The 17,844-nt window shown below is 70.4% G+C and carries 15 protein-coding genes; 10 read left to right on the top strand and 5 right to left on the bottom strand.

What is annotated here, in order from left to right:
* Positions 1-9 precede the first annotated feature (9 nt).
* Positions 10-1,128 carry a fatty acid desaturase family protein gene (locus tag FD678_RS19260; protein ID WP_140727806.1) on the top strand — a complete coding sequence of 373 codons (1,119 nt, stop codon included), beginning with the start codon at positions 10-12 and terminating at the stop codon, positions 1,126-1,128.
* Positions 1,129-1,238: 110 nt separating this feature from the next.
* Complete coding sequence (locus FD678_RS19255) at positions 1,239-1,649, top strand: CBS domain-containing protein (RefSeq protein WP_140727804.1); 411 nt, start codon at positions 1,239-1,241, stop codon at positions 1,647-1,649.
* Positions 1,650-1,655: 6 nt separating this feature from the next.
* Here the strand turns inward: FD678_RS19255 and FD678_RS19250 are convergent, their stop codons facing one another.
* Both FD678_RS19250 and ubiK read right to left on the bottom strand, forming a co-directional pair.
* The gene (locus FD678_RS19250; protein WP_140727801.1) at positions 1,656-3,164 is read right to left on the bottom strand and encodes a YifB family Mg chelatase-like AAA ATPase; all 1,509 of its coding nucleotides are present in this window, start codon (positions 3,162-3,164) and stop codon (positions 1,656-1,658) included.
* Between the two features lie 11 nt (positions 3,165-3,175).
* Positions 3,176-3,442 carry a ubiquinone biosynthesis accessory factor UbiK gene (ubiK, locus tag FD678_RS19245; protein WP_140727799.1) on the bottom strand — a complete coding sequence of 89 codons (267 nt, stop codon included), beginning with the start codon at positions 3,440-3,442 and terminating at the stop codon, positions 3,176-3,178.
* A gap of 251 nt (positions 3,443-3,693) precedes the next feature.
* On the opposite strand from ubiK, the gene FD678_RS19240 reads away from it, so the two are divergent.
* On the top strand, positions 3,694-4,032 hold the full coding sequence (locus tag FD678_RS19240) for a P-II family nitrogen regulator (protein WP_140727797.1): 339 nt from the start codon (positions 3,694-3,696) through the stop codon (positions 4,030-4,032).
* A 372-nt stretch (positions 4,033-4,404) separates the two neighbouring features.
* Here the strand turns inward: FD678_RS19240 and FD678_RS19230 are convergent, their stop codons facing one another.
* Both FD678_RS19230 and speE read right to left on the bottom strand, forming a co-directional pair.
* On the bottom strand, positions 4,405-5,067 hold the full coding sequence (locus tag FD678_RS19230; protein WP_140727795.1) for an RIO1 family regulatory kinase/ATPase domain-containing protein: 663 nt from the start codon (positions 5,065-5,067) through the stop codon (positions 4,405-4,407).
* Positions 5,068-5,399: 332 nt separating this feature from the next.
* Positions 5,400-6,257 carry a polyamine aminopropyltransferase gene (gene speE / locus FD678_RS19225; protein WP_140727793.1) on the bottom strand — a complete coding sequence of 286 codons (858 nt, stop codon included), beginning with the start codon at positions 6,255-6,257 and terminating at the stop codon, positions 5,400-5,402.
* A 341-nt stretch (positions 6,258-6,598) separates the two neighbouring features.
* Here speE and speA point away from each other — a divergent pair, with 341 nt between their 5' ends.
* Positions 6,599-8,497 (top strand): arginine decarboxylase, encoded by a 1,899-nt coding sequence (speA, locus tag FD678_RS19220; RefSeq protein ID WP_140727791.1) that lies wholly within the window; start codon positions 6,599-6,601, stop codon positions 8,495-8,497.
* Between the two features lie 93 nt (positions 8,498-8,590).
* Here speA and FD678_RS19215 read toward each other — a convergent pair whose 3' ends face one another.
* A complete protein-coding gene (locus tag FD678_RS19215) occupies positions 8,591-9,541 on the bottom strand; it encodes a LysR substrate-binding domain-containing protein (protein WP_140727789.1) in 951 nt (316 codons plus the stop codon).
* 99 nt (positions 9,542-9,640) lie between these two features.
* Here FD678_RS19215 and FD678_RS19210 point away from each other — a divergent pair, with 99 nt between their 5' ends.
* The 6 genes from FD678_RS19210 (at position 9,641) to FD678_RS19190 (ending at position 17,696) form a co-directional block, all read left to right on the top strand.
* Positions 9,641-9,967 (top strand): carboxymuconolactone decarboxylase family protein, encoded by a 327-nt coding sequence (locus FD678_RS19210; protein ID WP_140727787.1) that lies wholly within the window; start codon positions 9,641-9,643, stop codon positions 9,965-9,967.
* A gap of 41 nt (positions 9,968-10,008) precedes the next feature.
* A complete protein-coding gene (locus FD678_RS19205) occupies positions 10,009-10,386 on the top strand; it encodes a tautomerase family protein (protein WP_140727785.1) in 378 nt (125 codons plus the stop codon).
* 180 nt (positions 10,387-10,566) lie between these two features.
* On the top strand, positions 10,567-11,718 hold the full coding sequence (locus FD678_RS19200) for a DUF1624 domain-containing protein (protein ID WP_140727783.1): 1,152 nt from the start codon (positions 10,567-10,569) through the stop codon (positions 11,716-11,718).
* A gap of 82 nt (positions 11,719-11,800) precedes the next feature.
* Positions 11,801-11,956: a hypothetical protein gene (locus FD678_RS20330; protein WP_177497915.1), complete on the top strand. Its 156-nt coding sequence runs from the start codon at positions 11,801-11,803 to the stop codon at positions 11,954-11,956.
* A 411-nt stretch (positions 11,957-12,367) separates the two neighbouring features.
* Positions 12,368-16,357, top strand: a complete 3,990-nt coding sequence (locus FD678_RS19195; RefSeq protein WP_140727781.1) for a non-ribosomal peptide synthetase — start codon at positions 12,368-12,370, stop codon at positions 16,355-16,357.
* Positions 16,350-17,696, top strand: a complete 1,347-nt coding sequence (locus FD678_RS19190; protein WP_140727778.1) for a glycosyltransferase — start codon at positions 16,350-16,352, stop codon at positions 17,694-17,696. The genes FD678_RS19195 and FD678_RS19190 overlap by 8 nt, the downstream gene beginning before the upstream one ends.
* The last annotated feature ends 148 nt before the right edge of the window (positions 17,697-17,844 follow it).

Here is a 17,844-nt window from a genome sequence, read left to right as displayed (position 1 = left end):
GAACACCGCATGAGCCGCCCCCACAACCGCGCCCTGTCACCGGCCGAGCTGCAGGCGTTCGGCGACGAACTGGACGCGCTGCGCGTGCGCACGCTGGCCGACGTGGGCGCGCGCGACGCCCGCTACATCCGCCGCGTCGCCGCCGCCGTGCGCTGGGCCGGGCTGCTCGGGCGCGCGCTGCTGTTCCTCGGCGCGTTCGTGCACGGCGCGCTGGTGCCGGCCTGGATCGCCGGCGTGCTGCTGCTGGCGCTGTCCAAGATCCTGGAGAACATGGAACTGGGCCACAACGTGATGCACGGCCAGTTCGACTGGATGGGCGATCCGCGGCTGGACGGCAACACCTACGAGTGGGACATCGTCGCCACCGCCGACAACTGGCGCAAGACGCACAACTTCCGCCACCACACCTACACCAACGTGCGCGGCATGGACGACGACATCGGCTACGGCCTGCTGCGCATCTTCCCCGAGCAGCGCTGGCGGCCGTTCTACCTGCTGCAGCCGCTGATCGCGCCGGTGTTCGCGCTGCTGTTCCAATGGGGCGTGGCGATCCAGGACCTGCGCCTGGGCCGCTGGCTCAAGGGCAAGATGAGCAGCCAGCAGCTGTGGCGCGCGTTCCGGCCGGTCGGCGCCAAGATGGGCCGGCAGCTGTTCAAGGACTACGTGTTCTTCCCGCTGCTGGCCGGCCCGTTCTTCCTGCCGGTGCTGCTCGGCAACCTGGCCGCCAACGGCCTGCGCAACGTCTGGACCTATGTGATCATCTTCTGCGGCCACTTCACCGCCGATGCCGAGACGTTCCCCAAGGAATGCCTGCGCGACGAATCGCGCGGCCACTGGTACCTGCGCCAGCTGCGCGGCTCGTCCAACCTCACCGGCGGCTGGCTGATGAACGTGCTGTCGGGCAACCTGAGCCACCAGATCGAGCACCACTTTTACCCGGACATCCCGGCCAACCGCTACGCCGAGATCGCGGTCGAGGTGAAGGCGATCTGCGCCCGCTACGGCCAGCACTACAACACCGGCTCGCTGCCGCGGCAGTTCGGCCAGGTGGCGTGGCGGATCCTGCGCCACGCGTTCCCGAGCCGGCCGCGCCGCGCCGTGCGGGCGCTGGCGACGCAGGCCGGCTGAATACGGCATTCGCGAATTCGGCGTGAAGCCGCCCGCCACGCCGGCTTCACCCGGGTCGAAGCACGCCGGCGCTAGCGTCCGTGGTTCCTGAGCCAAGCAGGTAACCACACATGATCATCAAAGACGTGATGAGCCGGGACGTGACCGTGATCGGCCCCGAGCAGACCTTGCGCGAAGCGGCGGTGCTGATGCGGCAGAACGACATCGGCAGCCTGCCGGTCGGCGAGCACGACCGCCTGGTCGGCATGCTGACCGACCGCGACATCGTGGTGCGCGCGCTCGCCTCCGGTTCCGACGCCGACAGCCCGGTGCGCGAAGCGATGTCCGGCTCGATCAAGTACTGCTTCGAGGACGACGACGTCGACAGCATCGCCTCCAACATGGCCTCGCTGCAGATCCGCCGCCTGCCGGTGGTCGATCGCGACAAGCGCCTGGTCGGCATCGTCTCGCTGTCGAACATGGCGCACAGCGAGGACATGGCCTGCGGCGTGGTCGCGCGGGGCGTCGCGCGGCCGCATTGAGTCGCGTCAGCCGCCGCGTTCCAATCGCCGGTAGCCGATCGCTTCGGTGAGATGCGCGGTGGCGATGTCCTGGCTGCCGGCGAGGTCGGCGATGGTGCGCGCCACGCGCAGGATCCGGTGCATCGAGCGCGCCGAGAGCTGGAGCTGCTCGATCGCGCGTTCGAGCAGCTGCTGGTCGGGGGGCGCCAGCCGGCAATCGCGGTCGGTCGAGGCCTGGTCGAGCTGCGCATTGGGACGACCGGCGCGCTGCAACTGGATCCGGCGCGCGTGGTCCACGCGTTCGCGCACGCTGGCGCTGTCCTCGCTCGGCGGCGCGCCGGTGCGCAGTTCGTGCGGCGGCAGGCGCGGGACCTCCACGTGAAGGTCGATGCGGTCGAGCAGCGGGCCGGAGATGCGCCCGCGGTAGCGCCGGATCGCCTCGGGGCTGCAGCGGCAGCGCCCGCTCGCGTCGCCGGCCCAGCCGCAGGGGCAGGGATTCATCGCCGCGACCAGCTGGAAGCGCGCGGGGAAGTCGGTGCTGTGCGCGGCGCGCGCGATCGTCACCACGCCGGATTCGAGCGGTTCTCGGAGCACTTCCAGCGTCGCGCGGTTCCATTCGGGCAGTTCGTCGAGGAACAGCACGCCGTTGTGCGCCAGCGATATCTCGCCGGGACGCGGTTGCGCGCCGCCGCCCACGAGCGCCACCGCGCTGGCGGTGTGGTGCGGGGAGCGGTAGGGCCGCTGGCGCCAGCGGCCCAGGTCGATGCCGCGGCCGCTGACCGAGGCGATCGCGGCGGTTTCCAGCGCTTCGGATTCCGCGGCCGGCGGCAGCAGGCCCGGCAGGCGCGAGGCGAGCAGGGTCTTGCCGCAGCCGGGGCTGCCGAGCAGCAGCAGGTGGTGCGCGCCTGCCGCGGCGATCTCCAGCGCGCGGCGCGCATGCGGCTGGCCGCGCACGTCGGCAAGGTCGGGCATCGCGTTCGTGGCGGGCCCGGCCGGGTGCGCGAGCTGCGCGCGCGGCAGCTCGGCCTGGCTGTTGAGGGCCGCGCAGACTTCCAGCAGGGTGCGGGCGGTATGGGCCTCGACGTTGCCGGCGATCGCCGCCTCGGCGCCGTTGCCGGCCGGCACCACCAGCTTGCGGCCGGCCCGCGCGGCGGCCAGCGCGGCAGGCAGCACGCCGTCGACCGCGCGCAGCTCGCCGGTCAGCGCGAGTTCGCCCAGGAATTCGTAGCCGTCCAGCACGCCACGGTCGATCTGGCCGTTGGCGGCGAGGATGCCCAGCGCGATCGGCAGGTCGAAGCGCCCGCCGTCCTTGGGCAGGTCGGCCGGGGCGAGGTTGATCGTGATGCGGCGCGCGGGATATTCGAACTGCGCGCACAGCAGCGCGGCGCGCACGCGTTCGCGCGACTCGCGCACCGCCGCTTCCGGCAGGCCGACCAGTTGCGTGGCCGGCAATCCGCCGGCGAGATGGACCTCGACCCTTACCGCCGGCGCATGCACGCCGGCCCGTGCACGGCTGTGCACCAGCGCCAGGCTCATGGTGGCGGGGATCAGGCGGAGGGAGGGGTGTCGCCGGCGGCGCGCGCTTCGAGCGCTGCTACGGTCTTCTCCAGGGCTTCCAGCTTCTCGCGGGTGCGCAGCAGCACCGCGCGCTGCACTTCGAACTCCTCGCGGGTGACCAGGTCGAGCTTGGCCAGGCCGGCCTGCAGGGCGCCCTTGAAGGTGCTCTGCAGCTCCTCGCGCGATTGGCGCAGGCCGGGCGGCACCAGGTCGCTGAGGCGGCGGGCGAGGTCGTCGATGTGGTTGAGGTCGATCATCTGGGTTCTCCGGGTCCTGCAACGAAGCTAGTCGGTGCCTGCCACGCGGACCATCGGCAAGTCGTGCTTCCGCAGGTAAGGATAATCCTAGCCGCGCGGCGTGATGAGACTTGCGCGGCGGCACGTTATCCTGCCGGCCTGGCGCAAGCCCTCCGCGAGCGCCTCCATGTCCTGCGCGGGCGCCGACCGGGCGAACCCTCGCAAGCGCCCGCGCGTTCGCGCGGGAGGTTCGAACTACGGAGCATTACGCGATGAAGATGATCATGGCCATCGTCAAGCCGTTCAAACTGGACGACGTGCGCGAGGCGCTGGCCGGCTGCGGCGTGGCCGGCATCACGGTGACCGAGGTCAAGGGCTTCGGCCGGCAGAAGGGGCATACCGAGCTGTACCGTGGCGCCGAGTACGTGGTGGATTTCCTGCCGAAGGTGAAGATCGAGGTGGCGGTCACCGACGCGCAGGTGGACGCGGTGGTCGAGGCCATCGTGCGCGCGGCCGGCACCGGCAAGATCGGCGACGGCAAGGTCTTCGTCTACGACCTGGCCACCGTGGTGCGCATCCGCACCGGCGAACTGGATGCCGACGCGCTGTGATGCGCTGGTGAGGCCGGGGCTCGGGACCCGGCACCGGGGACCCGGGAAAGCGACAAGCCTGCTTCGGATCGCGTGCCGTTGTAGGAGAGGCTTCGGCCTCGACGGGCCTTACCAAGGAAGCCGGGACCCGGGACCCGGAAAAGCAACAAGCCTGCTTCGGATCGGGTGGCGATGTGGGAGGGACTTCAGTCCCGACGGGCTTTATCGGCCCTCTGTCGGGACTGAAGTCCCTCCCACAAAAAAGCAAACAGCCGCAAAAAGCATCAGATCGATTGACAGCCGAAGTCGGGCAAAGATGCTTTTCCCGAGTCCCGAGTCCCGAGTCCCGAGTCCCGAGTCCCGAGTCCCGAGTCCCGAGTCCCGAGTCCCGAATCAGGGCCTGCCGCGCTTGATCCGCTGGTAGAAGCGCTTCCAGCCATCGCGGATGCCGCGCACCCAGCGGGGTTCGGCGGCCATCGCCGCTTCTTCCGGGGTCGGGGCGACGCCGGCCAGGCGCTGGCGCATCTTCTGGAAGTTGGCGACATCGCCGCGGAGCAACTGGCGCGAGATCGGGTTGCGGCGCAGCCAGCGCGGCACGCGCATCGCCGAGGTGAAGTCGATCAGCACGGGCACGCCCGCGCTGACCACGACGTTGGTGCCGTGCAGGTCGTTGTGGGTGATGCCGGCCGAATGCAGCTTGCGCAGCGCGACCTGCAATTGCTGGAAGACGTCCTGCCCGACCGCGGCACTGGCGCTCAAGGTGTCGCCGGGGATGAACTCCATGCCCAGGGCCAGGCCGCCGAGCGTGCCGAGCAGCGCCGGGGCATGCTTCCAGCCGCTGAGGCGGCGCAGCATCTTGGCCTCGTGGCGCACCATCAGGCGGGCGATCGGCGCCAGCGGCGTCCATTTGTAGCGGCTGTAGTCCTTCACCACGGCCGGTTGGCCGTTGAGGTGGGTGCGATAGACGTCCGGCTCCAGGAGCCGGGTGCCTTGCTTGAGCAGGACGGGGGCGTCCAGGGGGGCGACGGCCTGGCCGGCGCTGGGAATGGCGTTCATGGGCGGTTTTCTCCAGGGGACCCGGCCGGGGTTCGTCACGGCGGCGGGTCGAGGCGCGGTCCATGCGAGGAAGGCGCCGGAGAATTTTAGAACTTGCCAGTATTGGAATGCTTGTTGTTAAAAAAATGAAATGTTCCGCTGCTGGAACGCCGAGGCGTCCCTGGTCCCCGGCAGAGCTCGGTCGCGCACCCTCCCCGGCGCGGCCAGGAACGGCTCCTTGGTGCCAGGCCGGCCTGGAAAAAACCCCTGGCGGCCCGGCCGTGCCGGCGTCGAAGCGCCCCGGGCGCCCCCGGAACGGACGAGGGCCCGGTTTCCCGGGCCCTCGCGGGGGATCACTCGCCCAGGGCCTGGGCGACGAACGGCGGCGCCACGCTGGCGCCGGTGTGCAGGTGCGCGGTGTAGTAGAGCGTCTGGAACGGCTTGGCCTGCGCATCGGCCTCGCGGAAGCCGAAGCCGAAGCCGGCCTGCTTGCTGGCCAGGGTCACGCTCCACCAGCCGGTCGGGTAGCACGGCTGCGGGAACGGCAGGGTCTTGAACGAGCGGAAGCCGGCCTTGCCCATCTCGGCGCGCATGTCCTTGATGAGGTCGAGCAGCGCCAGCGGCGATTCGGACTGCTGCACCAGCAGGCCGTCGTCCTTGAGCGCGCGGAAGCAGCTTTCGAAGAACGCCTTGTTGAACAGCCCTTCGGCCGGCCCGACCGGGTCGGTGGAGTCCACGATCACCACGTCCACGCTGCCCGGCTCGCAGTTGGCCATGTAGGCCACGCCGTCGTCGAACAGCAGCTCGGCGCGCGGATCGCCGTTGGATTCGCACAGTTCGGGGAAGTACTTCTCCGACATGCGCGTGACCTGCTCGTCGATGTCGCACTGGGTAGCCTTCTCCACGCCCGGGTGCTTGAGCACCTCGCGCAGGGTGCCGCAGTCGCCGCCGCCGATGATCACCACGCGCTTGGGCGCCGGGTGGGTGAACAGCACCGGGTGGCTGATCATCTCGTGGTAGAAGAAGTTGTCCTTGCTGGTCAGCATCATCGCGCCGTCGATGACCATCAGCTTGCCCCAATCGGTGCTGTCGTAGATCTCGATCTTCTGGAACGGCGACTGCACTTCGTCCAGCTTGCCGGTGATGCGGAAACCGATGGCCGAACCGGTCGGCTGGAAGTGTTCGATGTACCAGTTGTCGTTGGTGGTCATTGCGGATGATCCTTGGAGGAAGGTGGGATGCGTTCCCTTCTCCCTCCGGGAGAAGGTGCCCCGAAGGGGCGGATGAGGGTACGAGCGAAGCCTTGTGCCGCCTGGCATCGCAAGGGGCTTGGCCCGACCCTCACCCCAGCCCCTCTCCCGGGGGGAGAGGGGCTTCAGCGGGCGCGCATTGTAACGGCCGCGCGTGACCGCTGCTTGTAGAATGCGCGTCCGCGCCGCGCCGGCCCTTCCGCTGCGGCAATGGAAACGAATCCCCCGCACGGGATGTGCGGGTTCCTGCGAGGGAATCGCATCATCATCGCGCCGCCACGCGCCTGCCACAGCGAATAGCCATGACCCCCAGCCGTACCTGGTCCGCCGACCAAGCCCGCAAGACCTACTCGATCCCGCACTGGGCCGACGGGTACTTCGACGTGAACGCCGCCGGCCATGTCGTGGTCAGGCCGACCGGCGGCGACGGCCCGGCGGTGTCGCTGCCGGAAGTGGTCGATGCCGCGCGCGCGGCCGGCGCCAAGCTGCCGCTGCTGGTGCGCTTCCCGGACATCCTCGGCCAGCGCCTGGGCAAGTTGCAGGCGGCCTTCGCCCAGGCCCAGGCCGATTGGGACTACGCCGGCGGCTATACCGCGGTCTACCCGATCAAGGTCAACCAGCACCGCGGCGTGGCCGGCACCCTGGCCGGCCACCAGGGCGAGGGCTTCGGCCTGGAGGCCGGCAGCAAGCCGGAGCTGATGGCGGTGCTGGCGCTGTCGCGCCCGGGCGGGCTGATCGTCTGCAACGGCTACAAGGACCGCGAGTACATCCGCCTGGCGCTGATCGGCCGCAAGCTGGGCCTGCAGACCTTCATCGTCATCGAGAAGCCTTCCGAGCTGAAGCTGGTGCTGGAGGAAGCCAGGGCGCTGGACGTGCTGCCCGGCCTGGGCGTGCGCATGCGGCTGGCCTCGCTGGGCGCCGGCAAGTGGCAGAACAGCGGCGGCGACAAGGCCAAGTTCGGGCTGTCGCCGCGCCAGGTGCTGGACCTGTGGAAGAGCCTGCGCGACACCGAGTACGCGCAGTGCCTGAACCTGCTGCACTTCCACATGGGATCGCAGATCTCCAACGTGCGCGACATCGCCAACGGCATGCGCGAGGCCACGCGCTACTTCGTCGAGTTGTCCAGGCTCGGCGCGAAGATCAGCCACGTCGACGTCGGCGGCGGGCTGGGCATCGACTACGAGGGCACGCGCTCGCGCAGCTATTGCTCGATCAACTACGGGCTGAACGCCTACGCCAGCAACATCGTGCAGCCGCTGGCCAGCGCCTGCGAGGAGCACGGGCTGCCGCCGCCGCGCATCGTCACCGAATGCGGGCGCGCGATGACCGCGCACCACGCGGTGCTGATCGCCAACGTCTCGGAGGTGGAGCAGGCGCCGGAAGGACGCGTGCCGGACGCGCACGCCGACGAGCCGGCGGCGATCCGCCACCTGCGCGAGATCCACGACGAACTCGACGTGCGCCCGGCGGTGGAGCTGTTCCACGAGGCGCAGCACTTCCATGCCGAGGGCCTGGCCGCCTACGCGCTGGGGCAGATCGACCTGGTCCACCGCGCCCGCATCGACGACTTGTTCTATGCGATCGCCCACGGCGTGCGCGCGCGCCTGAGTCACGAGGAAAAGAGCCACCGGCCGTTGCTGGACGAGCTCAACGAGCGGCTGGTCGACAAGTACTTCGTCAACTTCAGCGTGTTCGAGTCGATCCCGGACGTGTGGGCGATCGACCAGGTATTCCCGATCGTGCCGATCGAGCGCCTGGACGAGGCGCCGGACCGCCGCGGCGTGGTCTGCGACATGACCTGCGACTCCGACGGCATGGTCAAGACCTACGTCGAGAACGAGAGCCTGGACTCGTCGCTGCCGCTGCACGCGCTGCGGCACGGCGAGAGCTACCGGATCGGCTTCTTCCTGGTCGGCGCCTACCAGGAGATCCTGGGCGACATCCACAACCTGTTCGGCGATACCGACGCGGTCGAAGTCACGGTCGAGGACGGACGCTACCGCATCTCGCAGCAGCGTCGCGGCGACACCACCGACGTGATGCTCGACTACGTCGGCTACAAGCTGGACGAGCTGCGCGCGGCCTATGCCGCGCGCGTGGCCGCCGCGCAGCTGCCGCCCGCGCAGGCGCAGGAACTGGCCGCCGCGCTGGAGGCCGGGCTGACCGGCTACACCTACCTGTCGGACGAACCGCTGGGTTGAGCGGCGGCCGGCGCGCTCCCGGGAGTCGCGCGAGCGCAGGCGGCTTCGATGGTCGTTCCCGTCCCGGCGGGAACGACGGGGCCGCGACGGACGTCAATGGGCGCTGGCCGGCGCGGGAGACGCGGTGGAAGCGAGACCCGGCGCTTGCTTCGGCATGTCCTGTTCCAAACGATCGCCGACCGCTTGCCGGATCAGCTCGGCGAGATGGGCGACCGCCGGTGCGCCCGAGGCGCAGTGCAGGCGCAGCTTGATCGAACCCAGCGGCGGCAGGCCCATCGCGGCCGGTGGCAGCGGGCGCAGCCCGGGCGGCAGGCACAACGGCGTACGCAGGCCGATGCCCAGGCCCGCCTCGATCGCCGCCCAGACCCCGGCCAGGCTGGCGCTGCCGAAGGCGAGCCGCCATGACAGGCCGGCGCGGTCCAGCGCTTCGATCGCCGCGCTGCGCAGTGGGCAGGGCGCGTCGAGCATCGCCAACGGCACCGGCGACGCCGTGCCTGGCTGCCAAGCCGGCGGGCTCGCCGCGATCCAGCACATCGGCACGTCCGCGAGGACCTGGGCATCGTCGTGCACGACCGGGCCGGCGGTCTCGTCGTGCCAGGCGAGCACCAGGTCGAAGCGCCCCGCCGCCACGCCTTCCAGCAAGGCGGCGCCGCGACCGATCTGCGCCTCGACCTGCAGCTGCGGATGCGCACGCGCGAAGCGGCCGAGCACGGCAGGCAGCAATTGCTCGCCGAACTCGGCCTGCAGGCCGAGCCGGATCTGGCCATGCCAGCGCGGGCCGGCCAGGGCCTCCATCGCCTCGTCGTTGAGCGCGAGCAGGCGCCGGGCATAGCCGAGCAGGGTCTCGCCGGCCGGCGTCAGCGCCAGGCCGCGGCCCTGGCGCGCCAGCAGGGGCACGCCGGCTTGCTGTTCCAGCTTCTTGAGCTGCGCGCTGACGGCCGAGGTCGAGCGGTGCAGGCGCTCGGCCGCGCGGGCGAAGCTGCCCAGCGCCATGCCAGTGGCGAAGCTGCGCAAGGCGTCCAGGTCCAGGGTGGGCTCTCGCATCGATCATCCCGTTTTTCGGAATATAGGATTCAGAATTATCCGTTTTACAGGACGTTTGGCCAGGCCTAACGTGGCTCTCCCATCCACCGAGCGTCTGCCATGTCCCCTCCGGCCACATCCCCTTCCCTGGAACCGCTGCGCACGCTCGCGCCGGCCTTCGTAGACCTCAGCGAGCGCGTGCTGTTCGGCGAAGTCTGGCAGCGGCCCGGGCTGTCGCCGCGCGATCGCAGCCTGGTCACCGTGGCCGCCCTGGCGGCGCTGGGGCGGACCGCGCAGTTGCCGTTCCACCTGGAGTTGGCCGAGCGCAACGGGCTGGCCCGCGCCGAGCTGAGCGAGGCGATGACCCACCTGGCCTTCTATGCGGGGTGGCCTGCGGCGGTGTCGGCCTTGCAACGGCTCGCGGCGGCGGATGCCGAGGCGCGCTGAACGTTCCCCTTCCTTTCGTTCCTGCTTACGGAGTCACGACCATGCCCCTGATCCAGATTGACCTGCGCCGCACCACCTCCGAGCGCCTCCATGCGATCCAGGAGGGCGTCTACGCGGCGTTGCGGGAAACCTTCGAGGTGCCGGAAAACGATCGTTTCGTCGTGGTGAACCAGCACGAGGCGGATGAATTCTTCTACGACCCGGGCTATCTCGGCATCCAGCGCAGCGATGAGCTGGTGTTCGTGCGCATCACGTGCTCGGCGTCGCGGGGCGTGACGCAGAAGAAGGCGTTGTACCGGCGCATCGTCGAGAAGCTGGTGCAGTCGCCCGGGCTGCGGGCGGAGGACGTGTTCATCAACCTGGTGGAGACCTCGCGGGAGAACTGGTCGTTCGGGCTGGGGGAGGCGCAGTACGCGTAGAACCGCGACGGCGCGTGGCATCGCGGGTGCATGCGTGCCCGGTTTCAGGGCCAGGCGCGCACGGCGTGGCGCTGCGCGGCGACCCGGGGCATTTCCGCAGGTCGGGCAAGGTGTAGGGCGGCATGCCGGGCGGCACCGTGAGTATGTTATAAAGTATCAATAAGAGACTGCCCTGCCGTAATGCCCGACACGACCCCTCGCTCCCCGCGCCTGGCTTCCATCGACCAACTGCGCGGCAGCGTGATGCTGCTGATGCTGCTCGACCACGTGCGCGAGACCTTCTACCTGCACCAGCAAGTCGCCGATCCGATGGGCGTGGAGACGGTCTCGCCCGCGCTGTACCTGTGCCGGTTGCTGGCGCACCTGTGCGCACCGGCGTTCGTGCTGCTCACCGGCCTGTCGGCATGGCTGTACGGGCAGCGCCAGGCCGATCCGTGCCGCGCCACGGCGATCTTCCTGGCCAAACGCGGCCTGTTCCTGGTGGTGCTGGAACTGACCTTGGTCAATTTCGCCTGGACTTTCGATTTCCCGCCCCGGACCGTTTACCTGCAGGTGATCTGGGCGATCGGCCTGAGCATGCTGGCGCTGTCGGTGCTGCTGTGGATGCCGCGTCCCTGGCTGGCGGCGGTCGGTTTCGCGTTGGTGGCCGGGCACAACCTGCTGGACGGCGTGCGCGTGCAGGGCGATGGGGCGTTGGCGGTGCTCTGGAAGGTATTGCACCAGCGCGACTGGATCGTGCTGGCCGACGGCGTGCGTCTGCGCACCTCGTACCCGGTGCTGCCCTGGATCGGCGTGATCGCGCTCGGCTATGCGATGGGACCCTGGTACGCCATGCCGGCGCCGCGGGCGCGCCAACGCCGCCTGCTCGCCGCCGGCGTGGCGGCGCTGGCGGTGTTCGTGCTGGTGCGCGCCTGGAACGGCTACGGCGACCAGCCATGGACCACCTTTGCCGACCCGGTGCGCACGGCGATGAGTTTCTTCAACGTCACCAAGTACCCGCCGTCGTTGCTGTTCCTGTCGCTCACCCTGGGCATCGTGCTGCTGGCGCTGCGCGTGTTCGAGTGGGCGCCGTTGCAGCGCCAGCGCTGGCTCGCCCTGTTCGGCGCCGCGCCGATGTTCTTCTACCTGCTGCACCTGTACGTGCTGAAGCTGCTGCAACTCGGGGCGCAAGCCGTCCTGGGGACCAACCACGATGGCCAGTACGGGTTCGAAGGCATCGCCGGACTGCCGGCCTGCACGTTGCTGCTGGCGCTGGCGCTGTATTGGCCGGCGCGCGCCTTCGCCCAGTTCAAGGCGCGCCGGCGCGACCTGGCCTGGTTGCGCTATCTCTAGGCGCTGCGCCGATCCCCTTGAACGAGGGACGGCCGGAAGCGCATCGTCCAACGCGAAGATCGCATCCGTTCCTCGGTTCGCCGTGGGCATCGCGCCGTCCGCGACCGAGGTCGTGCCGTGCGCGCGACTGGCATGGCGCGAAGTTCCCGGCACGACGCGGATGGCGCGTGACAGCGGCGTGAAGCTTGCGCGCGCCGGCGCGATGCGCGCGGAAAAAGCACGAAAAAACAGTGGCTGATCGACGCAATGCCGCATTCGAATGTGCAGCACGGCCGGCGAAATCGTGACTGCGATCGCGGCCTCGTCCTTAACTGGGGAGGCGCGAATGGCGTTGCCGAAAATGCACATTGCCGATGTCGCCGGCGTGCTTCGATCCAGCGGACCCGCTATCGATGATCTGGTGGCGAGCGTGCTCCAGTCCAAGCCGCATCCGCGCGCCAGGGCTGGGCGCAGAATGATGCTTCGGGGAATGGGTTTGAACGTTTTCGTGCGGCGCCTCGCCGGGGCGCCGGCGCCCATGCTTGTGGTGCCATTCCGTTCGCGAATGCCACACGGATGATCGAGCCGGTGCGCGATGCGCATTGCAGAGAAGGCTGTGCGTCGGGGCCGGTGCGGGCCATCTCTCCCCCCGCACATACGAGGACGCCCCATGAACGGAGTTCACCGCGCTTCCCTGCCCTTGACGACGGCCCAGCGCGGGCTATGGGTCGGGCAGAAAATCAATCCGGCCACGTCGCTGAAGATGGCCGAGGCGCTCGAGCTGCTCGGGCCGATCGACCCCGAACTGCTGCTGCGCGCCTCGCACCGGGTGGCCGACGAGTTCGACAACATCCGCGTGCGCATCGTCGAAGAACAGGGCGTGCCGCGGCAGATCGTCGATCCGGAGTACCTGCATACGTTCCCGTACTTCGACCTGTCCACCGAGCCCAGGCCGCGCGCGGCGGCCGAGCGCTGGATCGCCGGGGAACTCGAACGCGCCGACGACCTGCGGAACGGCCCGCTATGGACCTGCGCGCTGTTCCGGCTCGGGGACGAGCATTACCTGTGGGTGCAGATCGTCAACCACCTCGTCGTCGACGGCTACGCGGGCGGCATGGTGGCGCAGCGCCTGGCCGAGGTGTACAGCGCGCTGGTCGCCGACGCCGAGCCGCCGCCGTGCACCGCGCTGCCGATGGCCGGGCTGGTCGAGCTGGAAGAGGCGTATCGTGCCTCCGACCGCAATCGCCGCGATCGCGAATACTGGTTGAAGCAGTTGGCCGATCCTCCCCCGGCGGTCACGCTGGCCCGGCGGCAGGACTTCACCAAGGGCGGGCTGCTGCGCGGTACGGGCCATCTCTCCAGCGACCAGGTCGAGCGGCTGCGCGAGCTCGGGCGCGCGCATGGGGCGAGCCTGCCGCAAGTGCTGATCGCGCTGGTCGGGGCGTACTACCACCGCCTGACCGGCGCGGAGGACCTGATCTTCGGCATGCCGGTGACCGGTCGCGTCAACGCGCAGTACCGCAATACGCCGGGCATGGTCGCCAACGCGGTGTTCATCCGCCTGGCGATGCGCGCCGACGAACCGTTCCATGCGCTGTTCGGACAGGTCGCCTCGGTGGTGCGGCAGTCGTTGCGCCACCAGCAGTACCGCTACGAGGACATCCGCCGCGACCTGGGCCTGGTCGGCTACGACCAGCAACTGGCGCGTCTGGCGGTCAACGTGGAGGCGTTCGACTACGCGCTGGATTTCGGCGGTGCGCGCGCCATCCCGCACAACCTCTCCAACGGCTCGGCCGAGGACCTGACGATCTTCTTCTACGAGCGCGGCAACGGCGAGCCGCTGCGCTTCGACCTGGACGCCAACCCGGCGCTGTACGAGCGCGCCGAGATCGACGCGCATTGCGATCGCCTGGTCCGCCTGGCCGATGCGGTGCTGCAGGACGCCGGCCAGCCGCTGGGATCGATCGACCTGCTGGGCGAGGACGAGCGCAGCCTCCTGCTGCACGACTGGAACGACACCGCCGCCGCGCTGCCGGAGCCGGCCACGCTGCTGCACCTGTTCGAGCGGCAGGTGGCGGCGGATCCGGAATCGATCGCCGTGCAGCACGGCGAGCGCACGCTGGGCCGGCGCGCGCTGTACGAGCGCAGCGGGCGCCTGGCCGCGCAGTGGATGGAGGACGGCGTGCAGCCCGGCGACGTCGTCGCGGTGATGCTGCCGCGCGGCGAGTCCCTGCTGGTGGCGCTGCTGGCGGTGATGTGGACCGGCGCCGCCTACCTGCCGCTGGACCCGGACGGACCGGTCGAGCGCAACCGCCGGATGCTGGCCGATGCCGGCGCGATCGCGGTGGTGTGCGAACCCGCGTTGAGCGAGCGCTATGCGCAGGGCGGCGTCGAATGGCTGGACCTGCGCAGCGACGCGGAAGAGATCGCGCCGCTGCGCGCCGACCCCGACGGCGTCGCCTATGTGCTCTACACCTCGGGCTCGACCGGGACGCCGAAGGGCGTGGAGGTCGGCCATCGCGCGCTGGCCAACTTCCTGCTGTCGATGCGCGAGGACCTTGCGCTGGACGCCGACGACCGCGTGCTGGCGCTGACCACCATCACCTTCGACATCGCCGGGCTGGAGCTGTACCTGCCGCTGCTGACTGCCGCGCGCACCGTGATCGCGCAGGCCGCGCTGGCGCACGATCCGCGCGCGCTGGCGCGCCTGCTCGCGAGCGAACGCATCAGCCTCGTGCAGGCTACGCCGTCGCTGTGGCGCATCCTGCTGGCCAACGAGGACGCCGAGCTGGGAGCGGTGCATGCGCTGGTCGGCGGCGAGGCCCTCAGCGGCGAACTCGCCACGCGGCTGCTGCAGCGCGCCGCGCGCGTCACCCAGCTCTACGGGCCGACCGAGACCACCATCTGGTCGACGATCATGCCGTTGCAGGCGATCGACGCGGCGCTGCCGCCGATCGGCCGGCCGCTGCGCAACACGTGGCTGTACGTGCTCGATGCCGGCGGCCGCCTGTTGCCGCCCGGCGCGGTGGGCGAGCTGTACATCGGCGGCGAGGGCGTGGCGCACGGCTACCGGCGCCGCCCGGAACTGACCCAGGCGCGCTTCCTGCCCGACCCGTTCCGCGGCGAGGGCCGCATGTACCGCACCGGCGACCTGGTGCGCTGGCGCGAGGACGGCGTGCTCGAATTCGTCGGCCGCGCCGACGCCCAGCTCAAGATCCGCGGCCACCGGGTCGAACCGGGCGAGGTGGAGAGCGTGCTGCTGCGCCACCCGCAACTGGCCGCCGCGCTGGTGGTCGGGCACGGCGACGGGCAGGGCGCGCAGCAACTGGTGGCCTACGTGGTCGGCAGGGACGGCCTGGCCCCGAGCGCCGAAGCGCTGCGCGCGCACCTGCAGGGCGAGCTGCCGGCCTACATGGTGCCCTCGGCGTTCGTGCCGATGCCGGCGCTGCCGCTGACGCCGAACGGCAAGCTGGACCGCAAGGCCTTGCCGCCGCCGGAACGCAGCGAGGTGCGCAGCTTCGTCGCGCCGCGCGACGCGCTGGAGCGGCAGCTGGCGGAGCTGTGGCAGTCGCTGCTGGGCGTGGAGCGGATCGGCATCCACGACAACTTCTTCGAGCTGGGTGGCGATTCGCTCACCGCGGCCGAACTGCTGGCGCAGTTCCCGAACCGGTTCGGGGTCGAGCTGCCGCTGGGCAGCCTGTTCCACGCTTCCACGATCGCCGGCCTGGCCGCGGCGATGCGGCGCGCGGAAGGCCCGCAGGGCGACCCGCTCGCCGGCGTGCTCAAGCTGCGCGAAGGCGAGCCCGGGCGTACCGCGCTGTTCTGCATCCATCCGGTGGTGGGCCTGGGCTGGTCCTACCTCACCCTGCTCGGCTCGCTGGACGCGCATTGGCCGGTGTACGCCCTGCAGTCGCCCGCCCTGCGCGCCGTGGAGGCGCTGCCGGAGCGCATCGAGGACATCGCGGCCGACTATCTGGCCAGGATCCGCGGCGTGCAGCCGCGCGGTCCCTACCGCTTGCTGGGTTGGTCGCTGGGCGGCCTGATCGCCCACGCGATCGCCACCTTGCTGCGCGCCGAAGGCGAAGAGGTGGAGCTGCTGGCGATGCTGGACGCCTACCCGCACCTGGAGCAGGCCGAGGCGCTGGACGAATCGCAGCGCGTGCAGGCGGCGGTGCGCTTCCTCGGGCTGCAGCCCGCGCCCGGGCAGCCGGTGCCGGCCACCACCGCGGAGATGGCCGCCCTGGTGTGCGAGCACTACGGGCTCCTGTCGCTGCCGCTGGTACGGCAACTGCTGGAACGCGAACCGCAACTGCTCGACAACATCGGCACGCTCACCCACCGCCACCTGGATCTGGCCCGGCGCTATCGCCCGGCGCGGCTGGACGTGGACCTGCTGTTCGTCGAAGCGGCGGTACGCCCGCAGATCGACCTGTCCGCGGCGATGGACTACCGTCCGGACGCCTGGCGCGGCCACGTGCGTTCGCTGAGCAGCCGCGCCATCGACAGCGACCACCAGTCGATGCTCGGCCCGCAGCACGCGCCGGCGATCGCCGCGTTCGTGCGGGAGCACCTGCAGCGGCCCCGGCAGGACGATCGCCAGGCCGCCACCGCCGCGGTGCCGGCGGCGGACGAAGCCATCGCGGACGTGTCCTATGCCTGAGTCCGCGACGATGGCGCAGCGCGAAGGGCCGGTGGTCATCATCACGCTGGGTACCCAGGGCGACATCCGGCCGCTGCTCGCGCTGGCGCGCGGGCTGCAGCGGCAAGGCCAGGCGGTGCGCATCCTGACCAGCGCCAACTTCGCCGGCATGATCGCTTCGCACGGCATCGAGTTCCGCCCGCTCACCGGCGATTTCCAGGCCTTGCTGGGCGGCGACCGCAGCATCGCCGAGCGCGGCCTGGACATGGGCGCGATGCTGCGCGTGTTCCGCGCGCAGATGTCGGCCTGGGCGCGGGACTGGGCCGAGCAGGGGCGCGCCGCCTGCGCCGACGCCGGCCTGATCCTCGGCACCGGGAGCGCCAGCCTGCTCGCCGCCGCGCTGGGCGAGGTGTACGCGATCCCGGTCGCGTTCACGCAGTTGCAGCCGCTGACGCCCTCGCGCCACCTGCCGCCGGTGGCGCTGGCCGGCAAACGGTTGCCTGGCCTGTTGAACGTCGGTGCCTATCAATTGCTGCGCCTGCTGGCGTGGCAGGCGATGCGTCCGGCGATCGACGGGATCGTGCGGCCTCAGCTCGGGCTTCGCCCTTATCCCTGGTATGGACCGTACTTCAGCCGGCCCGAGTCGATGCGGGTGCTGTACGGCTACAGCGAGCAGGTGCTGCCGCGCCCGCAGGACTGGCCGGCAAGCGTGCAGGTCTGCGGCTACTGGCAGCTGCGCGACGCGCATTGGACGCCGCCGCCGGCGTTGCAGGCGTTCCTGGACGCGGGCGAGCCGCCGGTCTACGTCGGCTTCGGCAGCATGACCAGCCGCGACGCCGATGCGCTCACGTCGGTGGTGACCGAGGCCGTGCGCGCCTGCGGCGTGCGCGCGGTCCTGGCCAGCGGATGGGGCGGGTTGAGCGCGACGTCGCAGGCCGACCCGCAGGTCCTGCACATCGACCACGCGCCGCACGACTGGCTGTTCCCGCGCATGGCCGTGGCGGTGCACCACGGCGGTGCCGGCACCACCGGCGCGGCGGCGGCGGCGGGCATTCCCTCGGTGGTGGTGCCGTTCTACGGCGATCAACCATTCTGGGCGCATTGCCTGGCCCAGCGTGGCGTCGCGCCACCGGCGCTGGAACGGCGCAAGCTGGACGCGCCGGCGCTGGCGATCGCCTTGCGCCAGGCGTTGCGGTCCGGCATGCGCGAGGCCGCGCGACAGCTGGGCGAGCGCATCCGCGCCGAGGACGGCGTCGCCACCGCGATCGGGCACCTGCAGCGCTGGAACTTGCTGCCGGCCCGGCAGTCGCAGGAAGCGGCATCGCCGGCGGAAATCGATGCGTCGGCGCAGCCTGCGTAGACCGGGTGATCCGGTTCCGACAGGGGGCGGAGCGGACCGGATTGAAGCCGGCCTTTTATGGAGGGAGTTCGGTTTATGGGAGGGACTTCAGTCCCGACGGGCCTTGCCGATGTTGCCACGGTCAAGACAACCTTCTCCCATAGTGGGA

It is taken from the genome of Pseudomonas sp. Hp2 (genome assembly GCF_006386585.1).
GTDB classification, from domain to species: Bacteria; Pseudomonadota; Gammaproteobacteria; order Xanthomonadales; family Xanthomonadaceae; genus Pseudomonas_S; species Pseudomonas_S boreopolis.
Note: the sequence above shows the minus strand (reverse complement) of the source record. Positions and strands in the feature narration are given on the sequence as shown.

Excerpts from the sequence above, each read along its gene's own strand:
- speA (WP_140727791.1), top strand. The coding sequence starts at position 6,599 with ATGACCCCCAGCCGTACCTGGTCCGCCGACCAAGCCCGCAAGACCTAC.
- FD678_RS19195 (WP_140727781.1), top strand. The coding sequence starts at position 12,368 with ATGAACGGAGTTCACCGCGCTTCCCTGCCCTTGACGACGGCCCAGCGC.
- FD678_RS19230 (WP_140727795.1), bottom strand. The coding sequence starts at position 5,067 with ATGAACGCCATTCCCAGCGCCGGCCAGGCCGTCGCCCCCCTGGACGCC.
- FD678_RS19260 (WP_140727806.1), top strand. The coding sequence starts at position 10 with ATGAGCCGCCCCCACAACCGCGCCCTGTCACCGGCCGAGCTGCAGGCG.
- FD678_RS19250 (WP_140727801.1), bottom strand. The coding sequence starts at position 3,164 with ATGAGCCTGGCGCTGGTGCACAGCCGTGCACGGGCCGGCGTGCATGCG.
- FD678_RS19255 (WP_140727804.1), top strand. The coding sequence starts at position 1,239 with ATGATCATCAAAGACGTGATGAGCCGGGACGTGACCGTGATCGGCCCC.
- FD678_RS19200 (WP_140727783.1), top strand. The coding sequence starts at position 10,567 with ATGCCCGACACGACCCCTCGCTCCCCGCGCCTGGCTTCCATCGACCAA.
- FD678_RS19190 (WP_140727778.1), top strand. The coding sequence starts at position 16,350 with ATGCCTGAGTCCGCGACGATGGCGCAGCGCGAAGGGCCGGTGGTCATC.
- speE (WP_140727793.1), bottom strand. The coding sequence starts at position 6,257 with ATGACCACCAACGACAACTGGTACATCGAACACTTCCAGCCGACCGGT.
- FD678_RS19205 (WP_140727785.1), top strand. The coding sequence starts at position 10,009 with ATGCCCCTGATCCAGATTGACCTGCGCCGCACCACCTCCGAGCGCCTC.
- FD678_RS19240 (WP_140727797.1), top strand. The coding sequence starts at position 3,694 with ATGAAGATGATCATGGCCATCGTCAAGCCGTTCAAACTGGACGACGTG.
- FD678_RS19210 (WP_140727787.1), top strand. The coding sequence starts at position 9,641 with ATGTCCCCTCCGGCCACATCCCCTTCCCTGGAACCGCTGCGCACGCTC.
- FD678_RS19215 (WP_140727789.1), bottom strand. The coding sequence starts at position 9,541 with ATGCGAGAGCCCACCCTGGACCTGGACGCCTTGCGCAGCTTCGCCACT.
- ubiK (WP_140727799.1), bottom strand. The coding sequence starts at position 3,442 with ATGATCGACCTCAACCACATCGACGACCTCGCCCGCCGCCTCAGCGAC.